Origin of the sequence: Leptospira chreensis, from assembly GCF_016919165.1 — a bacterium.
Taxonomy (GTDB): domain Bacteria; phylum Spirochaetota; class Leptospiria; order Leptospirales; family Leptospiraceae; genus Leptospira_A; species Leptospira_A chreensis.
This window is the reverse complement of sequence record NZ_JAFFPS010000031.1, coordinates 94,677-112,409: the sequence shown is the minus strand read 5'-3', so window position 1 is coordinate 112,409 and position 17,733 is coordinate 94,677. Positions and strand designations below refer to the sequence as shown.

General features: G+C 38.6%; 17 protein-coding genes. 7 read left to right on the top strand and 10 right to left on the bottom strand.

The features are described from left to right. From pnuC to queA, 9 genes are all read right to left on the bottom strand, one after another. The gene (pnuC, locus tag JWG41_RS09930; protein ID WP_205269770.1) at positions 1-654 is read right to left on the bottom strand and encodes a nicotinamide riboside transporter PnuC; all 654 of its coding nucleotides are present in this window, start codon (positions 652-654) and stop codon (positions 1-3) included. A gap of 15 nt (positions 655-669) precedes the next feature. Next, a complete protein-coding gene (locus JWG41_RS09925; RefSeq protein WP_205269769.1) occupies positions 670-2,499 on the bottom strand; it encodes a hypothetical protein in 1,830 nt (609 codons plus the stop codon). After that, positions 2,462-2,812, bottom strand: a complete 351-nt coding sequence (locus JWG41_RS09920; protein ID WP_205269768.1) for a hypothetical protein — start codon at positions 2,810-2,812, stop codon at positions 2,462-2,464. The genes JWG41_RS09925 and JWG41_RS09920 overlap by 38 nt, the downstream gene beginning before the upstream one ends. 47 nt (positions 2,813-2,859) lie before the next feature. Further along, positions 2,860-3,537 carry a class I SAM-dependent methyltransferase gene (locus JWG41_RS09915; RefSeq protein WP_205269767.1) on the bottom strand — a complete coding sequence of 226 codons (678 nt, stop codon included), beginning with the start codon at positions 3,535-3,537 and terminating at the stop codon, positions 2,860-2,862. Next, a complete protein-coding gene (locus JWG41_RS09910) occupies positions 3,537-4,691 on the bottom strand; it encodes a hypothetical protein (protein ID WP_205269766.1) in 1,155 nt (384 codons plus the stop codon). The genes JWG41_RS09915 and JWG41_RS09910 overlap by 1 nt, the downstream gene beginning before the upstream one ends. Positions 4,692-4,755: 64 nt before the next feature. Further along, on the bottom strand, positions 4,756-7,011 hold the full coding sequence (locus JWG41_RS09905; RefSeq protein ID WP_205269765.1) for an aconitate hydratase: 2,256 nt from the start codon (positions 7,009-7,011) through the stop codon (positions 4,756-4,758). Between the two features lie 110 nt (positions 7,012-7,121). After that, on the bottom strand, positions 7,122-7,652 hold the full coding sequence (locus JWG41_RS09900; protein ID WP_205269764.1) for a FlgO family outer membrane protein: 531 nt from the start codon (positions 7,650-7,652) through the stop codon (positions 7,122-7,124). Then, entirely contained in the window at positions 7,612-8,634 is a 1,023-nt protein-coding gene (locus JWG41_RS09895; RefSeq protein ID WP_205269763.1) for a hypothetical protein, read from the bottom strand. The genes JWG41_RS09900 and JWG41_RS09895 overlap by 41 nt, the downstream gene beginning before the upstream one ends. A 52-nt stretch (positions 8,635-8,686) precedes the next feature. After that, positions 8,687-9,727 (bottom strand): tRNA preQ1(34) S-adenosylmethionine ribosyltransferase-isomerase QueA, encoded by a 1,041-nt coding sequence (gene queA, locus JWG41_RS09890; protein WP_205269762.1) that lies wholly within the window; start codon positions 9,725-9,727, stop codon positions 8,687-8,689. A 63-nt stretch (positions 9,728-9,790) separates the two neighbouring features. Between queA and JWG41_RS09885 the strand changes: the two genes are divergently transcribed. The 7 genes from JWG41_RS09885 to JWG41_RS09855 are packed head-to-tail and all read left to right on the top strand — an operon-like array spanning position 9,791 to position 17,016. Beyond that, positions 9,791-11,083 carry a glycosyltransferase 87 family protein gene (locus JWG41_RS09885; RefSeq protein ID WP_205269761.1) on the top strand — a complete coding sequence of 431 codons (1,293 nt, stop codon included), beginning with the start codon at positions 9,791-9,793 and terminating at the stop codon, positions 11,081-11,083. After that, entirely contained in the window at positions 11,061-12,149 is a 1,089-nt protein-coding gene (locus JWG41_RS09880; RefSeq protein WP_232373906.1) for a glycosyltransferase family 4 protein, read from the top strand. Before JWG41_RS09885 ends, JWG41_RS09880 begins: the two co-directional genes overlap by 23 nt. Continuing rightward, positions 12,146-12,733, top strand: a complete 588-nt coding sequence (locus JWG41_RS09875) for an LIMLP_18675 family protein (protein WP_205269760.1) — start codon at positions 12,146-12,148, stop codon at positions 12,731-12,733. Before JWG41_RS09880 ends, JWG41_RS09875 begins: the two co-directional genes overlap by 4 nt. Positions 12,734-12,748: 15 nt before the next feature. Continuing rightward, positions 12,749-14,035 (top strand): hypothetical protein, encoded by a 1,287-nt coding sequence (locus JWG41_RS09870; RefSeq protein ID WP_205269759.1) that lies wholly within the window; start codon positions 12,749-12,751, stop codon positions 14,033-14,035. Between the two features lie 11 nt (positions 14,036-14,046). Continuing rightward, positions 14,047-15,543 (top strand): MBOAT family O-acyltransferase, encoded by a 1,497-nt coding sequence (locus JWG41_RS09865; RefSeq protein ID WP_205269758.1) that lies wholly within the window; start codon positions 14,047-14,049, stop codon positions 15,541-15,543. Between the two features lie 2 nt (positions 15,544-15,545). Then, positions 15,546-16,691 (top strand): SGNH/GDSL hydrolase family protein, encoded by a 1,146-nt coding sequence (locus JWG41_RS09860; protein ID WP_205269757.1) that lies wholly within the window; start codon positions 15,546-15,548, stop codon positions 16,689-16,691. Continuing rightward, complete coding sequence (locus tag JWG41_RS09855; protein ID WP_205269756.1) at positions 16,678-17,016, top strand: nucleotide pyrophosphohydrolase; 339 nt, start codon at positions 16,678-16,680, stop codon at positions 17,014-17,016. The genes JWG41_RS09860 and JWG41_RS09855 overlap by 14 nt, the downstream gene beginning before the upstream one ends. Here JWG41_RS09855 and JWG41_RS09850 read toward each other — a convergent pair. Next, the gene (locus JWG41_RS09850) at positions 17,006-17,728 is read right to left on the bottom strand and encodes a hypothetical protein (protein ID WP_205269755.1); all 723 of its coding nucleotides are present in this window, start codon (positions 17,726-17,728) and stop codon (positions 17,006-17,008) included. The genes JWG41_RS09855 and JWG41_RS09850 overlap by 11 nt on opposite strands. Between the last annotated feature and the right edge of the window lie 5 nt (positions 17,729-17,733).

The following is a 17,733-nucleotide window of genomic DNA, read 5'->3' as shown; positions in this document are numbered from 1 at the left end:
TTAAGTAATCTGGTTGAGTTTGTATTCCTTGTACCAATGATAACAACCGTAGAACGCAATGAGTAAAAATACTATGTATTCTGCGGTGACGAAGGGAATCTCTTTCAATGAGTACAATCCAATACAAACTACATCCACAAGAACCCATAAAAACCAAGATTCCAATTTTCTTTGCGCTAACAAAAAATTGGCGATGATACTTGCCACAGTGGTAAAGGCATCCCAATATAAAAACACGGGTGGTTTTTCAAATATTTTTGGAAACCAAAGAGGCAAACGGCTCGTAATCTCACCGAGGACATACGTTCCCAAAAGAATAGAAAGTAGAAGTAAAATATTTTTTGGTTTCCCAAGGGATTGGATCTGAACATAAGATCCGGTTCTCTTATGCCAAATCCACCATCCATAAATACTCGATCCAAAAAAATAAATTTGTAATAACATATCCGAATACAATTGGATCTGAAAAAATAAAAAGAAAAAACAAATCGAATTGAATATTCCAATTGGCCAAGTGAGGATATGATTGCGAGAGGCCAAATACACACAGACAAGACCCGAGCTGGTTCCTAGGAGTTCAATCAAACTGATAGAGTATCCGAATACAGAGAAGAGTTGGAATTCAATCGAGAGATAGGAGATTAAGATTGTCATTTACTAACATTAGTTTCAATAACCATTTTCTTCAAATCCAAATAATCGAATTTGGCTCAAACTCCCTTCCCGAATAGGGATGTCCCCACAATAGTAAGGCCGGAGAGCATTAGCCTTTCTTAAAAGGCCATGACCTTGGTAAGCACCGAGGTTCGGAGTAAAAAGACAATCTTCTTTGGATTCACAAAGCCCATTTTCATTTCCCTTGGCATCTCCAATGATTTCACTTGCATTCCTAAGATGATAAATCCCACACACATTGGATCCAAGATAAATAGATCCTCTTACCAAATTTTGACAGTCGGATTCGGAACTCGCAACTCCACCCACAATATGTAAAAGCGGTCGCGACGGATCAGGGCAAGAGTTGGCATTCTTAAAATAGACATCAGAGGATTTTAATGACCAATCGAAGATACGACAATTCCCTGAACATAACCCACGAGTCCCATCCGAAAATACATTCGGTGGGTCATAATTATTAAAAGCACGGTAAAAGTTTTGGAATTTCACATAACTGCTATCACGAAAAGCAGTAGGAACAATGCCAGAATTGTCGTTGGGGTTCACTCTATCATCTTCAAATAAAAATCCAACAAAACTATTTTCATAAGGAATATTGTTTATAAAATCATAATCAGATTTTCCTGCAGGAGATCCACTTGTCGTAAAACCAATATTGGTTCCACTAGGAAGATTACAGGTTTGGCCACTCGCAAATTGTACCTTCCCTGTTAAGTAATGATTATTTACTAACGATGTTTCAATTGCAAAATTAGAAACCCGAAAGATTCCTAAATTTTCCATTGTTAGTCCGAAGTCCGATCCAGAGGAACTATTAAATCGCATACCAGACGTTATGTTGACTAAAATCTGATTTGAAATTGTCAAACCAAATATCTTTGCTGGCGAAGTTTCGGTTACATGTAACCCCGAAATGGTGGAGCTATTTGCCACAACTGTATCTTTCAAAGCAATCCCCCCTATATTAGAGTTTGTTGCCGAAATTGCGAGCCCTTCATCTGTAGAAGAATAAATGACTGAATTGATAAAACTATGGTTCCAAACATGGTTATTCGTTCCAGCAGCTAAGATGTAAATGGCACCTCCATCAACATCTCCGACCATTAAACCTGAAAACGTATTGTTCTGAAGTACATTGCCTGCACCCATTCCAGAAGAATTCAAACTCACAGCATTTCCATTGTTTTGAATCGAAACTCGTAACGATTGGTATAATCCTTGAGAGCCCTGTACCGCCAAGGTGGTCCCCCCGACGGCCGCAATCAAATTGGGAACCCACATAAATCGATTCCCCTCTGTGACAGATACAAGTGGATTTACATTGGTGATTGCAGAAAATTCACCTTCCAAAAACTGGAAACTTCCACCAAACCGAAAGAAGGGGGCTGTGTTTGTTAAAGCTAAACTTGTATTTGATTTATATAAAATTCCCGTTCGATTGGATGAAATATCAGCCGAACCTAAAGAAGCAGTGGGTTGGTCCAATAAATAGAGTGTGCCTGGACTATTGAGTGTTCCGCCTGCCAAAGGATAGGAAAGAATTGGATTATTCCAAGTACTTGCAAATTCTGTTTTTCCAACAAATTGGTTTGTATGAAAAACAGAAATCGAGATAGGACGAAATTGGTAACTCCCATTTTCTAAAATGACAAAATCACCTAAATACTTTCCTTGTTTGATCGATGTGGCAACAAAAACAAGCCCACCACCTGCTCTTTCAAAACAAGTAAATTGTAAAATACCCAAATGATCCTCTGCAGAATACCCGTCACAGGAATTGGAATTAAAAATTCCTCCGGAGCGACAACATAAGACCTGCATGCAAACAAGCACTATACCCACCTAATTCAAGCCCCGTGCAGCTAGTGTTGGACGCAGTGAGAGCTGATGTTCCATCATTTTTTATATAATCTAATAACTGGGTGCGACCTTCATAGAGAGGTTTAATAGAAGAAAGTTTTAGATCCACATTGATCCCGCAATGGGGTGATCTTAAATTTGCTGCGATTTTAAAAAGTAAAGTATCGAAAAAAGTGGAAGATCGGGTGTCACATACATTACCAAACTCACTATGACTACAGTAATTCAGACTAAAGAGGATACAAAAGACTGATATTCGAAGAAACCACCACATTTCCCTCTAAAAACATTATTTTGAAATAAATTGCAAAGTATTTTTGGTTAAATCCGAAAGAAATCTTCCTTAAATCCCTTCTCACCTAACCATTTACTTTGTAAAAGGTTATAACCTACAATTTCAAAATCCCTAGAAATCCATTTTTGGTATTTCTTCTTAGATCTGGAAAATGCATAAGGGTCGTGAAAAGACATTTCTTCCTTCATGACCGCATAATCTTCATTTGTTGGCACTGTAAAATATAGGTAATTACAATACTTTGCCATTTTTTCCAAAACACTTGGGATCATGGAATCCGGTAGGTATTGGATGACAGAGTTACAAATTCCGAGGTCCACTGGTTCTTTTTCCAATTTTGGGAGTTTGAAAGTTTCCAAAGATTCATGATAGAGATGGAATTTGTCAGAACGTTTGACCCAGTCTTTTTTTTTGAGGTCTTCATAGGCTTCTTTGGATGCATCCACCGCATACACTTTTACCGGAGAAAAAGTTTTTACCATTTCTCGTAGTAAGATTCCTTTTCCGAACCCAAAGTCTGCCATCTTGTATACAGGGATCTCCATCAATTGAAAGAGTGATTTTAAATATTCGGCATGTTGTTTGGCATTGTAAGATCCATCTACATCCAGTCCATTTCCGTAGATATCTGACCAATAGGAATCATCAAACTCTTTGCCATTTTTACCAAGACCAAAGTTCTTTTTGTTCAAAAACCCTTTCACTAAAATTGAACTCCTAAACTTTGTAATTCTTTAATCATCTCTTTGATGTATTTTGGTTCTTTAGTGAGTTGCTCCACTTCTTCTTCAAAAGCTTTTGTGACCATTTGATTGTCTTTTTTCACTCGGATCAGATAGGAAGTGAGACTTTCTTTTGTAATTTTTCTTTCTGAAAAATCTGCCATCAGTGGATGGGAAAAAAACCTTTGGCGGATCGAATCTTCCAATTCCCGAATTTTTGATTTGATAATACCTACAAACCGTTTGATGGATGTATCATGAAAGGAAACATCTGTTTGTTGGTTGGGCATTAACTCATCCACTTGCAGTTTGATTTCTAAAATTTCTGCAATGTTCATATTGTCTCTCGCACCGGAGAGTTTGGTCATCAGTTTGGATTTTTTTTCGCGTAAAACAGGATCTTGTTCTTTGTCAGGATGGATGAGTTTGGCTAAATTTTTAAATAGAGTATTGATATCTGTGCTTAGGAGACGTTCCGATTCTAGGATCTTTTTTTCCTTATCTGTTTGTGATTTAGATTTTTTTCGGTCGTTAGACTTAGAACCTCTACCTCTAAAGTATTCCGCTCGGTATTCTTCATACTTTTCACGAAATTCTCTATACTTTTCTTCGTGAGACTCTCTTTCCTCTTCTGAATCAAACCCAGTTCGATTCATATCATCTAAATCAATATCGATTCCAAATGTATTTTTGATTTTGGATTCCATTTGGTTTTTATACCGGAGGCGTTCCATCCGTTCAAACTTCGTTTCCAATACATCGCGGTACTTTCCATAGAAGATTGTATCTTCCAAAATAGAATCAGTACAGATATCGAGTAAATACCTACGTAAAAATTCCCTTTGCATTTTGCCAAAAGAAAGTTTTTCTTCGAGTAGGATGGCACACATCAATTCAAAACGTGTTCGTTCTAGTTTCTTTTGTTTTTCTAATTCAGGTAAAACATCTTTTAAGTAGGTCTCATTCACCATTTGGAACAAGGGTTCAATTTCTTTATTACGTTCTAAGGTTTCTTTATGTTTTTTGAGAGCGTCGTTAAATTCTTTTTGGGCTTTGGTTTGGTTGGAAGAAACTCCCGTCCAAATCAAAGTTTCCTCTGTCATCACGTCAATGGGTTTGGATTTTTGTTTAGGCATGGAGGTAAAAAAAATCGCCAGAGAGGAATCCCATCTGGCGACTGTTCGAATTGTTAATTTTGGGTTATGCTTTCATTAAGTTCAAAGCCGCACCTGCTTTGAACCACTCGATTTGTTGTGCATTGTAAGTATGGTTGACTGGAATTTCATCCTTTTTGCCATCCTTATGGTTGAATACAAGTGTCAGTGGTTTCCCTTCTGCAAAACTTGTGAGTCCAACAATATCAATCACATCGTCTTCTTGGATTTTATCGTAGTCTTCTTTATTTGCAAAAGTAAGTGCCAACATCCCTTGTTTTTTCAAGTTAGTTTCGTGAATTCGAGCAAAGGACTTCACAAGCACTGCTCTCACACCAAGATGTCTTGGTTCCATGGCTGCATGTTCGCGAGACGAACCTTCTCCATAGTTTTCATCGCCAACAACGATCGATCCAATCCCTTGGGCTTTGTAAGCTCTTTGGGTTTGCGGAACTGGTTCATAGTTTCCGCTTAATTGGTTTTTCACTTCATTGGTTTTGCTATTGAAGATGTTTGTCGCACCGATGAGTAAGTTATTGGAAATATTATCCAAGTGACCACGGAATTTGAGCCAAGGACCTGCCATAGAGATATGGTCTGTAGTACATTTCCCTTTAGCCTTGATGAGAAGTTTCAAACCTTTAATGTCAGTTCCTTCCCATGCTTTGAAAGGTGCTAAAAGTTGGAGCCTTGTCGACGCTGGATCTACAATCACTTGCACTCCAGAACCATCTGCCGCAGGAGCTTCAAAACCCGCATCCTCTACCGCAAAACCTTTGCTAGGTAGTTCTTCGCCAGTAGGTGGGTCTAATTTGACTTGTTCCCCTTTTTCATTGGTAAGAGTGTCTGTGAGTGGATTGAATCCTAAGTCCCCAGCGATCGCAAGAGCCGTTGTGATTTCAGGAGATGCCACAAATGCATATGTGTTTGGATTTCCGTCTTGGCGGGCTTGGAAGTTTCGGTTGAAGGAGTGAACGATAGTGTTCTTTTCCTTTTTATCCGCACCCACTCGAGACCACATTCCAATACAAGGTCCACAAGCATTGGAGAAAACTTTGGCTCCAATTTTGTGGAAGGAATCAATGAATCCGTCTCTTTGGATGGTGTAACGAACAAGTTCCGAACCCGGAGTGATGGTAAACTCTGCTTTGGTTTTTAATCCTTTGGCAGCCACTTGTTTGGCAAGGGATGCGGCTCTGGAAATGTCTTCATAAGAAGAGTTGGTGCAAGATCCAATGAGACCCACTTCTACTTTGAGGGGCCAACCATTCTTTGCTGCTTCTTCTTTCATTTTGGAAATAGGAGTCGCAAGGTCTGGAGTGAAAGGACCATTTACATAAGGCTCTAAAGTATTGAGATCAATTTCAATGACTTGGTCAAAGTATTTTGATGGATCTGCATACACTTCCTTGTCTGCAGTAAGATGAGTTTTGTATTTGTTGGCAAGATCAGCCACATCACTTCTGTTAGTGGATCTCAAGTATCTTTCCATGGACTCGTCGTAACCGAAAGTGGAAGTGGTAGCACCAATTTCCGCACCCATGTTACAAATGGTTCCTTTTCCAGTACAAGAAAGGGCTTCGGCACCAGGACCAAAGTATTCTACTATGGCACCCGTTCCCCCTTTCACAGTGAGGATTCCGGCAACTTTTAAAATCACGTCTTTTGCGGAAGTCCAACCATTGAGTTTTCCTGTGAGTTTGACACCGATAGCTTTGGGCCATTTGAGTTCCCAAGCAAGTCCTGCCATTACATCACAAGCGTCAGCTCCACCAACACCAATGGCGATCATTCCAAGACCACCGGCGTTCACTGTATGGGAGTCTGTTCCGATCATCATTCCACCAGGGAAAGCATAATTCTCTAAAACGACTTGGTGGATGATACCTGCACCTGGTTTCCAGAAACCAATTCCATATTTGTTAGAAACGGAGGATAAAAAATCATATACTTCTTTGTTTTCTTTAACAGCGATACCGAGATCCACACCGGATTCGTCTTTTGCTGTGATTAAGTGGTCACAGTGAACGGTGGATGGAACCGCTACTTTTTTACGACCAGCTTGCATAAATTGGAGAAGCGCCATCTGCGCTGTTGCATCTTGCATCGCCACTCTGTCGGGAGCAAAATCTACGTAATCCACACCACGACCAAAACTCTTTGTTGCGTTTCCTTCCCAAAGGTGGTTGTATAAAATCTTCTCTGTGAGTGTGAGGGGTCGACCCACTACCTTCCTGGCTTGTGTGATGGCCGCTTCCATTTTGGAATAACGTGCCGCAATCATTTCTATATCAAATGCCATCTGAACCTCTTATACCTATCAGAACGCAGGAAAAAAGGGAATCAATCGAAAATTAAACTACAAGTATTAAAATCAGTAAATTTGGCTCTAAGTGAGAATGAGTATCTTTTCTAACCGTCAATACGGACATAAACTTCGTCCGCTTTTAGGATGAGGCCTGATTTGATTTCGATGAGCCTGGTATTGACAAAAACTCCGTCTTGGTATGGTGTCACAATTCCTGTAATGATGACATCCAGTTTCAAAACATCGCCTATTTTCCGCAAGGTGGCGGTATCTGTCGGAGCGTCGAGTCCAAGCCCTGCTTCTTTTAAAACTTTTTGGTTGGCAAGACGGTCTAAAATTTGGAAGCGATCTTTTTTTACTAGTTCCGTAGTCAATTTTTCCGCAAGGATTTCGCCGTAGGGGCTTTTTTTACCCTCGTTATCTAAGAAAGTCAGGACAACGAGTCGTTGCGGTTGGAAATAGAATCCTTTTTCAGAAAGGGAAACGGCCAATTGTTCTAGTGGGGGAATCCCGATTTTTTTTGGTTTGGATTCTCTTTCCTCTCCCAAGTAACAAGCGCTAACGCTAAATAAAAAAACAAATACAGTGAATATTCTAAAACGCAAGTTCCATCCCGAGTGAAGTGACCTGTTCATAAAACGATTTTCCATTAAAGCCATTTCCATACATAAAACCACCGGGAACCCCAATCAGCATACCGTCTTTATAGAATTGGTTCTGGAAATTCAAAAAAAATGTAGTTTTTAGTTTTCCCGAAGGTTTCCCGCGAAAGGAAGCAGAGAATGTTTCTGGAGATCTACCATTTTGGTCTTTGACTTGTAGGAGTGGATCGTTAAAAACATTGAAAATTTGATTCCCCACATAAAGAGAATAGTTCTTTGAAGAACCTAAAAAAACAACGAGACCAAGAGAAGCAATGTCTTGGGCGGGAGAAAATCCCATGTGCCCACTTGCTACGGAGCCGGGCCTTGCATTTACATAATTGTATTTTACGTTTAATTGAACTTTATCACTGCCGAAAAAAAAAGAAAATTTACCACCTTCTGCACCATAGGCTGCCACAGGATTTTCCGTTTTCACATTATACACTGCCGTCTGCACTTTGACAAACTTTGATGGAGAAAAATTTCCTTGGTATTCATACAATTGTTTTGGATCAACTAACGACCGTCTATTGGCGTCCATTTGACGAAAAATCATTGTTGCTGACGGATGAACCGGTGTCGCAAGGTTCGCTTGTGATAAGGATGGTTCCCCTGAAAGTTTTGCATCCCAAATATAAGCCGACTGAGGAGTAAAATCAAAGTCCAATTTAGAACCGGAGCTGGCAAAAGGATTCCATTTAGAAGGCTTAGTTCGTTCTCCTTTGGTGCCCGATAACAAACCGAGAGAAAATGATTTCAGAGTATTCGCATATTCTAAAGCTTCAGAATCCCCACTTCTAAACTTTAATTTGACTTGACCTGGATGGTGTGCATACCCTTCACCTAACTCTAGTGAGCTTGGAGATTCTAATTCTCTCACGGCGGGTTCTTTCACGGGAGCAATATAAACCACCCCAAGAAGACCTAAACCTGAGAATAAGGAAACAAATACCGAAGATTTCGGGGAGTACATAAAGAAACTGTAGAAACATATTTCCTAAATTCCAATGAATGTAAATCTATTTTTAAAATAGGAACATCGAATCTCCATAAGAATAAAAACGAAACCCGTTCTCCAATGCATACTGATAAGAACTCATCACAAGTCGGGTGTTAGCAAAAGCACTGACAAGGAGCAAGAGACTTGATTTAGGAAGATGAAAGTTAGTAATCAGTCCTTGTACGGATTGAATATTGTCACCTGGCGACAAAAAGATGTCAGTTTGACTTGATCCTACCTTATATGTCTTCAATTGAGAATCAAATACAGATTCTAATACACGAAGAGTGGTTGTACCGACGGCAATGATTCGCCTTCCTTCACTTCGCGCCTCATTCAACTTTGCGGCAGTGGCTACAGAAACTGAGTAGTTCTCCCTGTGTAAAGTTTTAGTCTGCCATTGTTCGGTGGTCAGAGGACGAAATGTCCCATAACCAATTTGTAACTCCACTGGCAAAAATTCGACACCCTTGGTTCGTAATTCTTCTTTTAACTTTTCTGTAAAATGAAGGCCTGCTGTTGGTGCTGCTACAGAGCCCGAACGATTGGCAAAAATAGTTTGGTATCGAACCTTATCCTCCTCTGTCACATTTCGTTTCAAATAAGGAGGGATTGGAATGTTTCCAAAAATTTCGAAATCAGAATCAGAGATTGGTTTTCCCGAATGCAAAACAGAAAGTTCTTCTTTAGGCCCTTGAAAAGAAAAGGAAAAGTTGGGAAAACCAACGGGAGACAATATATCACCTAACTTTAATTTGGCTCTATTTTTTAAGATACATAACCAAGTTTGGCCTGCCGTATCTTCTGGTTCTAAAAAGATGGATTCATGAATCCGCCCTGACTCCACCTGCAAATACACTCGACGGTAAGATACTTTTGTCTCATTATAAACAAAAACATCGCCTGGGCGTACGAGATCCGCAATGTCCCGAAACAACGGTGCTTCCCAATGTTTACCCTCTGTTCTATCTACAACCAAAAGCCGAGACTCGTCCCGATTTTCTAAGGGAAATTTAGCAATCTGTTCGTCGGGAAGGTGGAAATCGAATTCCTGTAAAAAATCCATCTTTGTATAGCCTTGGGAAAACCTTGTCAATTAACCAGAAATATTGGGAATGGTAGGAGAACTATGTGGAAATTTTTAGAAAACCTAGAGAGACGTGGAAAATGGGTCTTAACTGTGTTTGTTTTGATTCTACTTGCCCTTTCCGTTTCTAGATCCAAACAAAAATCGGATTTTTTGGATTATTATCATGCGGCGGAACGTTGGGGAACGGGGGAAAATCTCTACCGGTTTGATGTGGCCTTCGAACTCCAAACAAAAATCAAAACCATGGAAGACCTCTTCCGACCAGAGAACCTACACCTACTTTCGGCCCTTCAAAACGAAACTGCCACCTACATTTACCCTCCTTTATTTTCCTTTTTACTGATTCCTTTCACTTATCTATCAGAACCAAATGCAGCTCTCGTTTTTGAAATTTTGAGTCTTCTATCTTTAGTTCTTATCTTATACCTGATCTTTCAAAACAAAGAACTATCCAACAGAAAATCCGCATTTCCGTATTTGATTTTACTCGGGACCTTGGTATTTAACTTTCGATTTTTAGAAAGCCATATCCAAAACAACCAAGTGGGATTTCTTCTCATCTTACTTGTGTTACTATCCTTAACCATTAGATCTCATGCGCTGAGTGGACTCCTTTTGGCCCTAGCAGTCAGTATCAAAATCACTCCCTTAGTTTTTCTTTTTGTCTTTGTTTATGAAAAAAAATACCAACGGATCCTTTGGTTTGTACTTGGGATGTTTCTCTGGAACGCTCTCCCTCTTCTCTACAATTTTGATTATACCATCCAAATGACAACGGAATGGCTCACTGAAATTTTGGGAAATGCCTTTAGTAATCCTCTACTTCGCTCTTGGAAGAACAACCAATCTCTGAGTTCCACCTTAGCTAAGTATTTTGTTTCGGGGGCGGATATGATCAACCAACCCAGCTACGGAATGCCTTTTATCAATCTTTCTCTTTCTAGTTTGAAAATCATTCAACTCTTCTTTATGGTTTTGTTTGGAATTCCACTCTTACTTCTCTTACGAAAGGAAAATAAAAAATGGGAAATTATTTCCTTACTATTTTTAGTATCGGCTCTCTTCAGTGGGATTAGCTGGATTCATAGTTTTATTATTTGTTTGGTTCCCATCTATTTTATTTTGTATAGAACAGCTCATAAAGAAAACAATCAGAAGGAAATGTATATTTTACTTTTGATTCTCAGTTTGCCGATTGTCACACATAGAACTTTTGTGGGTTCTAAAATCGAAGCTGCACTCTCTATGTATTCCATTTTGTTTTATACAACTAGTGTTTTGTATTTTTATCTCGTTAGGTTTGCCTTCCATGAAACAGAAAATCGGAATTGATGCCAGGCCCTTAGCCTACGGCATTACAGGAAACTCCCGTTATTTAGCAGAAGTTCTTAGGGTCATTTTACCCAAACACAAAAATAAAGAATTTTTTCTTTATACGAATAAACCAATCCATCCGGTGTTTCATGACCTACTGATCTCTAATACCAAAGTAGTTTTGGAACCAAAAAACATTCCGGGTCCCATCTATTTGAACTTCATTCTACCAAGGCGCCTAAAACAAGATGGAGTGGAAGTATTTTGGGGCACCATACAAATGTTACCTTTTAAAAAACTCCCCATTCCAAGTTATGTGAATTATCATGACCTGAACTTCATTTCAGCACCGGAAACTATGGCGAAGTGGAACTATTGGCAACACAAACTTCTTTCTCCCGTCACATTGAAAAACGCAGACAAAATCTTTTGTTTGTCAAAGAACACAAAAGTAGAAATTGCTACCTTCCGCCCCGAATACGAAAAAAAATGCCTGGTTGTTTATCCCGGTGTTTCTAAACAAAAAACAGCAAAGGTCAAAACCAATTTTCCAAAAGATTTTTTCTTAACTGTTGGAACTTTGGAACCAAGAAAAAACATCAATCGATTAGTAGATGCGTTTTTAGATTTTAAAACCAAACACCCAAAAGACAAACACTCCCTCCTGATCATGGGAAGAAGGGGTTGGGGTGAGGAAGGTGAGTTTTTGTATCAAAAACTAAAGGACTCTAAAATTCAAAGTAAAGGGATTCAATTTTTAGAAAACCCGGAGGAAGCAACATTGGCAGAAGCCTTTAAACAATGTAAGGCCTTCTTTTTCCCATCTCTCCACGAAGGATTTGGACTTCCCTTACTCGAAGCTATGTTGGATGACAAACGTTGTGTTGCCTCCGACATTCCCGTATTTAAAGAAATTTTATCCGACAAATGTGATCTCTACGTTCCTCCCAAAGAAACAAAACTTTGGACCCAAAGTTTTGAATTGATGTCAGGGCCAAAAAAATTCAGATCACCCAAATTTCCCGCCAAACAATGGACATGGGAAGAAACAGCCAAAAAAATAGAAGAGGTACTCTTTCAATGAAAGTCATCAAAAAATGGATCTCCCGATGGAAAGAAATCCAAAGCAAAAAAGAAATCGCCTACTTTGGAACTTCTTTATACGATGAGTTGACGGTAAACCCCATCCCCTCTTTATTACTTGTTGTGGCTTCTATACTTTTTTTCACCTATAGCCTACCTTATGCCTTTTATTTGGGTAAGTTTTTCTATTGGTTTGTGGGAGTCCTTGAGATTACTAAAGTTTTAAAAATTCCTTTTTTGGACGAACTAAGATACTACCACTATCTTTCTGTTTTTGTATACTTTTACATCGCGACTTCCTTATTAATTGATGTTAGCCGCCTCTTAAACAAATGGAATAGAAGAACTGTTTTTGTTAAAAATGAAATTTGGCAAATCCAAAGATTTGGGTTTGGAAAAAAACTAAACAAATTTAATTTAGAAGCAGAAGGATTACAATTTGGGTTCGAACATGGTGGTCTTAACGATTATTTGGGATGGAATCGAATGGTTTGGGAAAAGGATGGAGAAACTATATTTACCACTCCTTATTTTTTTCCTTACAAAAAGAACCGAACCATTATCAATCGAATCTTAAAACGCTAAATTGGACTTGGGTTCTTGAAAAAGTTATTCATTCTTCTTTTACTACTCGTTCTTTTTTTATTCCATCTAAGATACCTATCCCGGGCCTTTGATTGGGATTCTTGTGTCTATGCACTCAATATTCAAAAAGACCGAGTGGAATCAGCATTTTTCAATCCGCACCATTTGGGCTTTGAATCTTCAGGACTACTTTATTGGAAGATGATTCGTAATATTTATCCGACAACGGACATTATGTTCTTTTTACGATTAAGGATCCTAAGTTTTTCCTTATTCTTTTTAGGGCTTTTTATTTGGCTCTATTACAAACTCTACAAGGACTTAGTACTCGGGGTCATTCTTGCTCTTGTCATTCAAGTCACACAAGCCTTTTGGTTTTATAGTTTGCACAATGACACTCCCCTCATCCATTCCTGTTTGATGGCTCTGTTATTTTTATTTACGATTTATTATCTAAGGCAAGGTTTACAAACAAAACATATCCTTATATTATGGATCATCCAACTTTTTAGCATCTATTTCCACCAATCCAATGTAATCCACTTTGGAATGGTTCCTATGGCAATCTTCCTCTCCCCTAACAGAAGTTTAGGCAAAAAACTCAGAATCATTTTTGTTTATCTGACCTGCCTTGGAGTTGCGACTATCCTTTCTTATTTATTTGTTGGGTTCGTCATCTTAAAAAGGGGACTTGGTCCATTGGATGAAAAACATTTTTCTTTTTGGATGTTTTTGTATGCGGCCATCAACCGATGGGGAACAAGTCTCGGAGAGGAAAAAAACTATGTATTGTACTTTTACCGAGGGATCGGAGACGCATTTTTAGTATTCCAGAACATCATTCCGAAATTCCGAGTGAACCTATTTGACTTCCAAAACCCCAAACACCTTCCCTACAATTTGAATCTTTTATTCTGGATTTTTAGTTTGAGTCTGGGAATTTTGAATTTCCGTACTATGTGGGCCCGATACAAACAAGAACTATTGGTGATGGTGTTTTGGCTTATCCCTTCGATTGGATTTTATACATGGTGGGAAGGATATTTCTTTGAATTTTGGGTGGGAACAACGATTGGTCTTTGGATCTTGAATTCCTATACCTTACAATCTTTATCAATCCCTATGTTACCTAGATTTTCAAAATCCATCCTTCATACAATTTACTTAGTATTATTTCTTTTTTACTTCAGTACCAATTTTACCTTTTCGACTCTTCCCCGTTCCATCGGCCCAAAATTTGGATACACGGAAGGAATTCAGGGACCTGTTGAAAAGTTAGCCGAAGAATCAATTTACCGTTAGGAATCAAATCAATGTTATTTAACTCTTTTGAATTTTTAGTATTTTTCTTTTTAACGATCATCGTTGGTAATCTTCTAAAGAATCGCTGGCAGAAACTCTTTTTCTTACTCACCAGTTATTACTTTTACATGGCTTGGCAACCATCATCGATTTCCTGTACGGCGATGGCGACAGATGGATTCAAATTTTATACAGATCGGCTCTACTGTGATTTCAAAATCAATCCTTATGTTTTCATTCTGATTTTTTCAACTGTTATCGACTACTTTGCAGCTAGACTGATCGAAGAAAAAAAGGATAGTGATAGCACAAGAGGTTGGTTACTTGTTCTTTCCCTAGTTGTAAACATTGGAACCCTGGGATTCTTTAAATATACAGACTTTCTTCTCGGGGTCATCAACGACATTCACCTCTTAGGTGCGTACCAATTCCCGAAACAAAACATCATCCTTCCTGTTGGAATTTCCTTTTATACTTTTCAGTCAATGAGTTATACCATTGATGTATACAATCGCAAAATTGAAGCAAGGAAATCATTTCTCGATTTTGCTTTGTATGTTGCCTTCTTTCCACAACTTGTTGCGGGTCCCATAGTTCGTGCCGAAACTTTCTTTCGCGATTTAGATTTTCGCCTCAGTGTTTACAAAGAACATATCGAAGCTGCCTTTGCTTTGATTTTGATTGGGTTTACAAGAAAAATTGTTTTTGCTGACAACCTTGCTCGCGTTGTGGACTCCACATTTGCAAACTATCAAAATCTAAATACAATAGAAATTTGGACCGGAGCTCTTGCCTTCGGTTGGCAAATTTATTTTGATTTTGCTGGGTATACCGATATCGCCATTGGGGTGGCCCGGTTATTTGGATTCCAATTCAATCCAAACTTCAACTTCCCCATGTCGTGCCGAAACATAGCCGACCACTGGTCCAGATGGCATATATCATTTTCTACATGGATTAGAGACTACATTTATATTCCGTTAGGTGGCTCAAGGGTCAGTATCATCATGTATATTCGGAACATTATGATTACTTGGCTTTTTGCAGGGCTTTGGCATGGAGCGGCTTACCACTATGTAGGTTGGGGAATTTGGCAAGGAACCATGTTACTTTCGCATAAGTTCTATGGGGATACCAAACTAGCTAAATTCCTAAACGGGCGAGGCGGTAGAGTGTATGATTTATTCGCTCGTATCTTTACTATGTTTTGTTTGGCTTTTGGTTTCATTCTCTTCCGAGCAGAGACAATGGAAAAAGCGATCCCAATGATGAAAGCTCTTGTTTTTCTGGGTGATTCTGTAGCGCCACTCACAAGGTGGACCAACTATCGATTTGGGATTCTACTTGTGATTTGTTTTGCAGCGAGTTACATTTTTTCTAAAAGACAAATCCCTACCCTTCTCACGGGAAGTTGGGTGAAGTATACAACCTTCGTCATTGTGAATATATTATTATTACTACTTTTTGGAGTCACTGAAAGTCAGAACTTCCTCTACTTTCAATTTTAATTATGAACTTACTCAAAGAAACCATCTCATTTCTTACTGATAAAAAGTTAGTAGTCGCAGTTCTGTTCCTACTAATATTCGAAACCATCCTTCAATTGGGATTTTATAAACCCTTTTTAAAAAAGAATTCCTATGCCTCCAATATCAACCGTGTTACAGAACATGTAGTCTCCAAACGAGATGTCCTAGATCCAGATATTTTGATTGTTGGGACTTCTGTGGCCTTTGAAGGGATTAGTGTTCGGATACTCAATGAAAGGCTCCAAAAATCAGGATGGAAGACTCAATCCATAGCAGTTCGTGGTTCGGAACTTGTTGTCCAACACCGAATTTTAGAGGAATATTTACAAAAGTTTCCTAATGTAAAAATCATCTTACATGTAATGGAACCTGGAATGCCTTGGGTTGATAGAAATTATATCGTAGATCCCACCTTAGCGATGTTATCGGAACTTGGAAACTTTAAAGCAATCCCTACCGTTCTCGATTTTGAATACAATCTTCAATTTCCAAATTATCTTTATCTTGTTTTTAAATCTGTCGCCTATCGCAAAGATTTGTCTGATTTTGTGATCAATTTTAATGAACGATTGAAAGCAATTTCCAGAAATAACAAAAATCCAAACACCAATCCTTGGGATTATGAAAATGATCATCCTGAATCCATCGATGAATACAATTTAACCAGTGTAGATGATTGTTTGAACCGATTGGCACTAAACCTTCCTTTGGACATTCCCAAAGCCTCCAATCCAGATCACAGACGTATGTTATTTGAAACTTGTGGTATTGCCAGTGTAGTCCCACAAGATTCAAATGCTACAGACGATACCAGAAGGTATTTTCGAAGATTAAAGAAGATGTATGACTTCATTGGGAATAAAAAAATTCATATCGTTAATGTCTTTGCTCCTTATTCCGATGTCATTCGAAAGGTAAACAATGAAGGGAGAATGAAGGTATGGTTAGATGGATTAAAAGAAGCTTTGTCTTCTCACCAAACTCTGGATCAAATGGACTTACAAGATTCCCTTGGTGCCACTAACGGCAAATACTGTTTTGATTTAATCCATTTAAATGAAGCAGGTATGAAAGAGTTTTCCGGAATCCTTGCTGATGCGCTGGAGAAAAAACTTGGGAAACGATGACATCAGTCTAAACCAATTACAATCAGAGGTTAACGATTGGATTCAGACCATTGGGGTTAGATATTTTTCCGAACTCACCAATTTATCAATTCTAATGGAAGAAGTGGGTGAACTTTCTAGATTAATGGCAAGAAAGTACGGAGACCAGTCCTTCAAGGCCGGAGAGTCCGCAGACAATATTCCCGGTGAGATTGGTGACATTTTATTTGTACTCACTTGTTTAGCAAATCAGATGGGGATCTCTTTACAAGATGCCATCCAAACCACGATTCAAAAAAATACAAAACGCGATATCAATCGACACAAAAACAATCCTAAACTCTAAGATCCGAATGAATGGGAATTCCAGCTTCTCTTCGAATGGCATTCCAATAAGAAGTTAAATGGGCCGGATGCGAATTCATATCTGAGATACAATAATCAAATTTAGATCGAAACACTGGATTTGTTTCTAATACGGACTCGTATTTTGGATAATCCAACCACATCTCACTAAAAAATTGTTTCTGTCCTTCAAAATCATAATCTTCTCGAAAGAACATATAGGCATGAGCTAAGTCATGAAGGAGATGTTCGAAGGCATCTCTTTTGTCTTCGACCAAACTTCCTTCCATAGCGTGATCCCAACTGATTGTTGAATATCGATATCCTCTACTTTGGGATTCTAACATTTCTAATGAACTTGGGTTGTAGTTTATGAGTCTGATATCCCACTCTCCGATATGCCATTTCCAAAGTGCAAATCGTACGGTATCAGGCATTCCATAAAATCGAACTACTTCTAAAAATTCTTTCGATTGGGTTCGGTTCGGCAATGGTTTTCCCATTCTAAGAAAAGGGTGTTTTTTGACTCTACGTTCTAAATATAATAGTACAATTTGAAAACTAAGTTGGCTGTCGGATATCTGACCTGTCTCCCAATCGAATTTCAACGATTTTAAGTTAGGGAGAATGGATTCTGCTTCTATCTTTAAGTCCGATTCGGGAATACAAATTTTTTTAAAGGAGCCGTAGATACGGCCATTATCATGAGGCATAAATT

What these genes read in the sequence shown, in the direction of transcription:
- pnuC (WP_205269770.1), bottom strand. Translation starts at nt 654, where the DNA reads ATGACAATCTTAATCTCCTATCTCTCGATTGAATTCCAACTCTTCTCT.
- JWG41_RS09925 (WP_205269769.1), bottom strand. Translation starts at nt 2,499, where the DNA reads ATGCAGGTCTTATGTTGTCGCTCCGGAGGAATTTTTAATTCCAATTCC.
- JWG41_RS09920 (WP_205269768.1), bottom strand. Translation starts at nt 2,812, where the DNA reads ATGTGGTGGTTTCTTCGAATATCAGTCTTTTGTATCCTCTTTAGTCTG.
- JWG41_RS09910 (WP_205269766.1), bottom strand. Translation starts at nt 4,691, where the DNA reads ATGCCTAAACAAAAATCCAAACCCATTGACGTGATGACAGAGGAAACT.
- JWG41_RS09905 (WP_205269765.1), bottom strand. Translation starts at nt 7,011, where the DNA reads ATGGCATTTGATATAGAAATGATTGCGGCACGTTATTCCAAAATGGAA.
- JWG41_RS09900 (WP_205269764.1), bottom strand. Translation starts at nt 7,652, where the DNA reads ATGAACAGGTCACTTCACTCGGGATGGAACTTGCGTTTTAGAATATTC.
- JWG41_RS09895 (WP_205269763.1), bottom strand. Translation starts at nt 8,634, where the DNA reads ATGTACTCCCCGAAATCTTCGGTATTTGTTTCCTTATTCTCAGGTTTA.
- queA (WP_205269762.1), bottom strand. Translation starts at nt 9,727, where the DNA reads ATGGATTTTTTACAGGAATTCGATTTCCACCTTCCCGACGAACAGATT.
- JWG41_RS09885 (WP_205269761.1), top strand. Translation starts at nt 9,791, where the DNA reads ATGTGGAAATTTTTAGAAAACCTAGAGAGACGTGGAAAATGGGTCTTA.
- JWG41_RS09880 (WP_232373906.1), top strand. Translation starts at nt 11,061, where the DNA reads ATGAAACAGAAAATCGGAATTGATGCCAGGCCCTTAGCCTACGGCATT.
- JWG41_RS09875 (WP_205269760.1), top strand. Translation starts at nt 12,146, where the DNA reads ATGAAAGTCATCAAAAAATGGATCTCCCGATGGAAAGAAATCCAAAGC.
- JWG41_RS09865 (WP_205269758.1), top strand. Translation starts at nt 14,047, where the DNA reads ATGTTATTTAACTCTTTTGAATTTTTAGTATTTTTCTTTTTAACGATC.
- JWG41_RS09860 (WP_205269757.1), top strand. Translation starts at nt 15,546, where the DNA reads ATGAACTTACTCAAAGAAACCATCTCATTTCTTACTGATAAAAAGTTA.
- JWG41_RS09850 (WP_205269755.1), bottom strand. Translation starts at nt 17,728, where the DNA reads ATGCCTCATGATAATGGCCGTATCTACGGCTCCTTTAAAAAAATTTGT.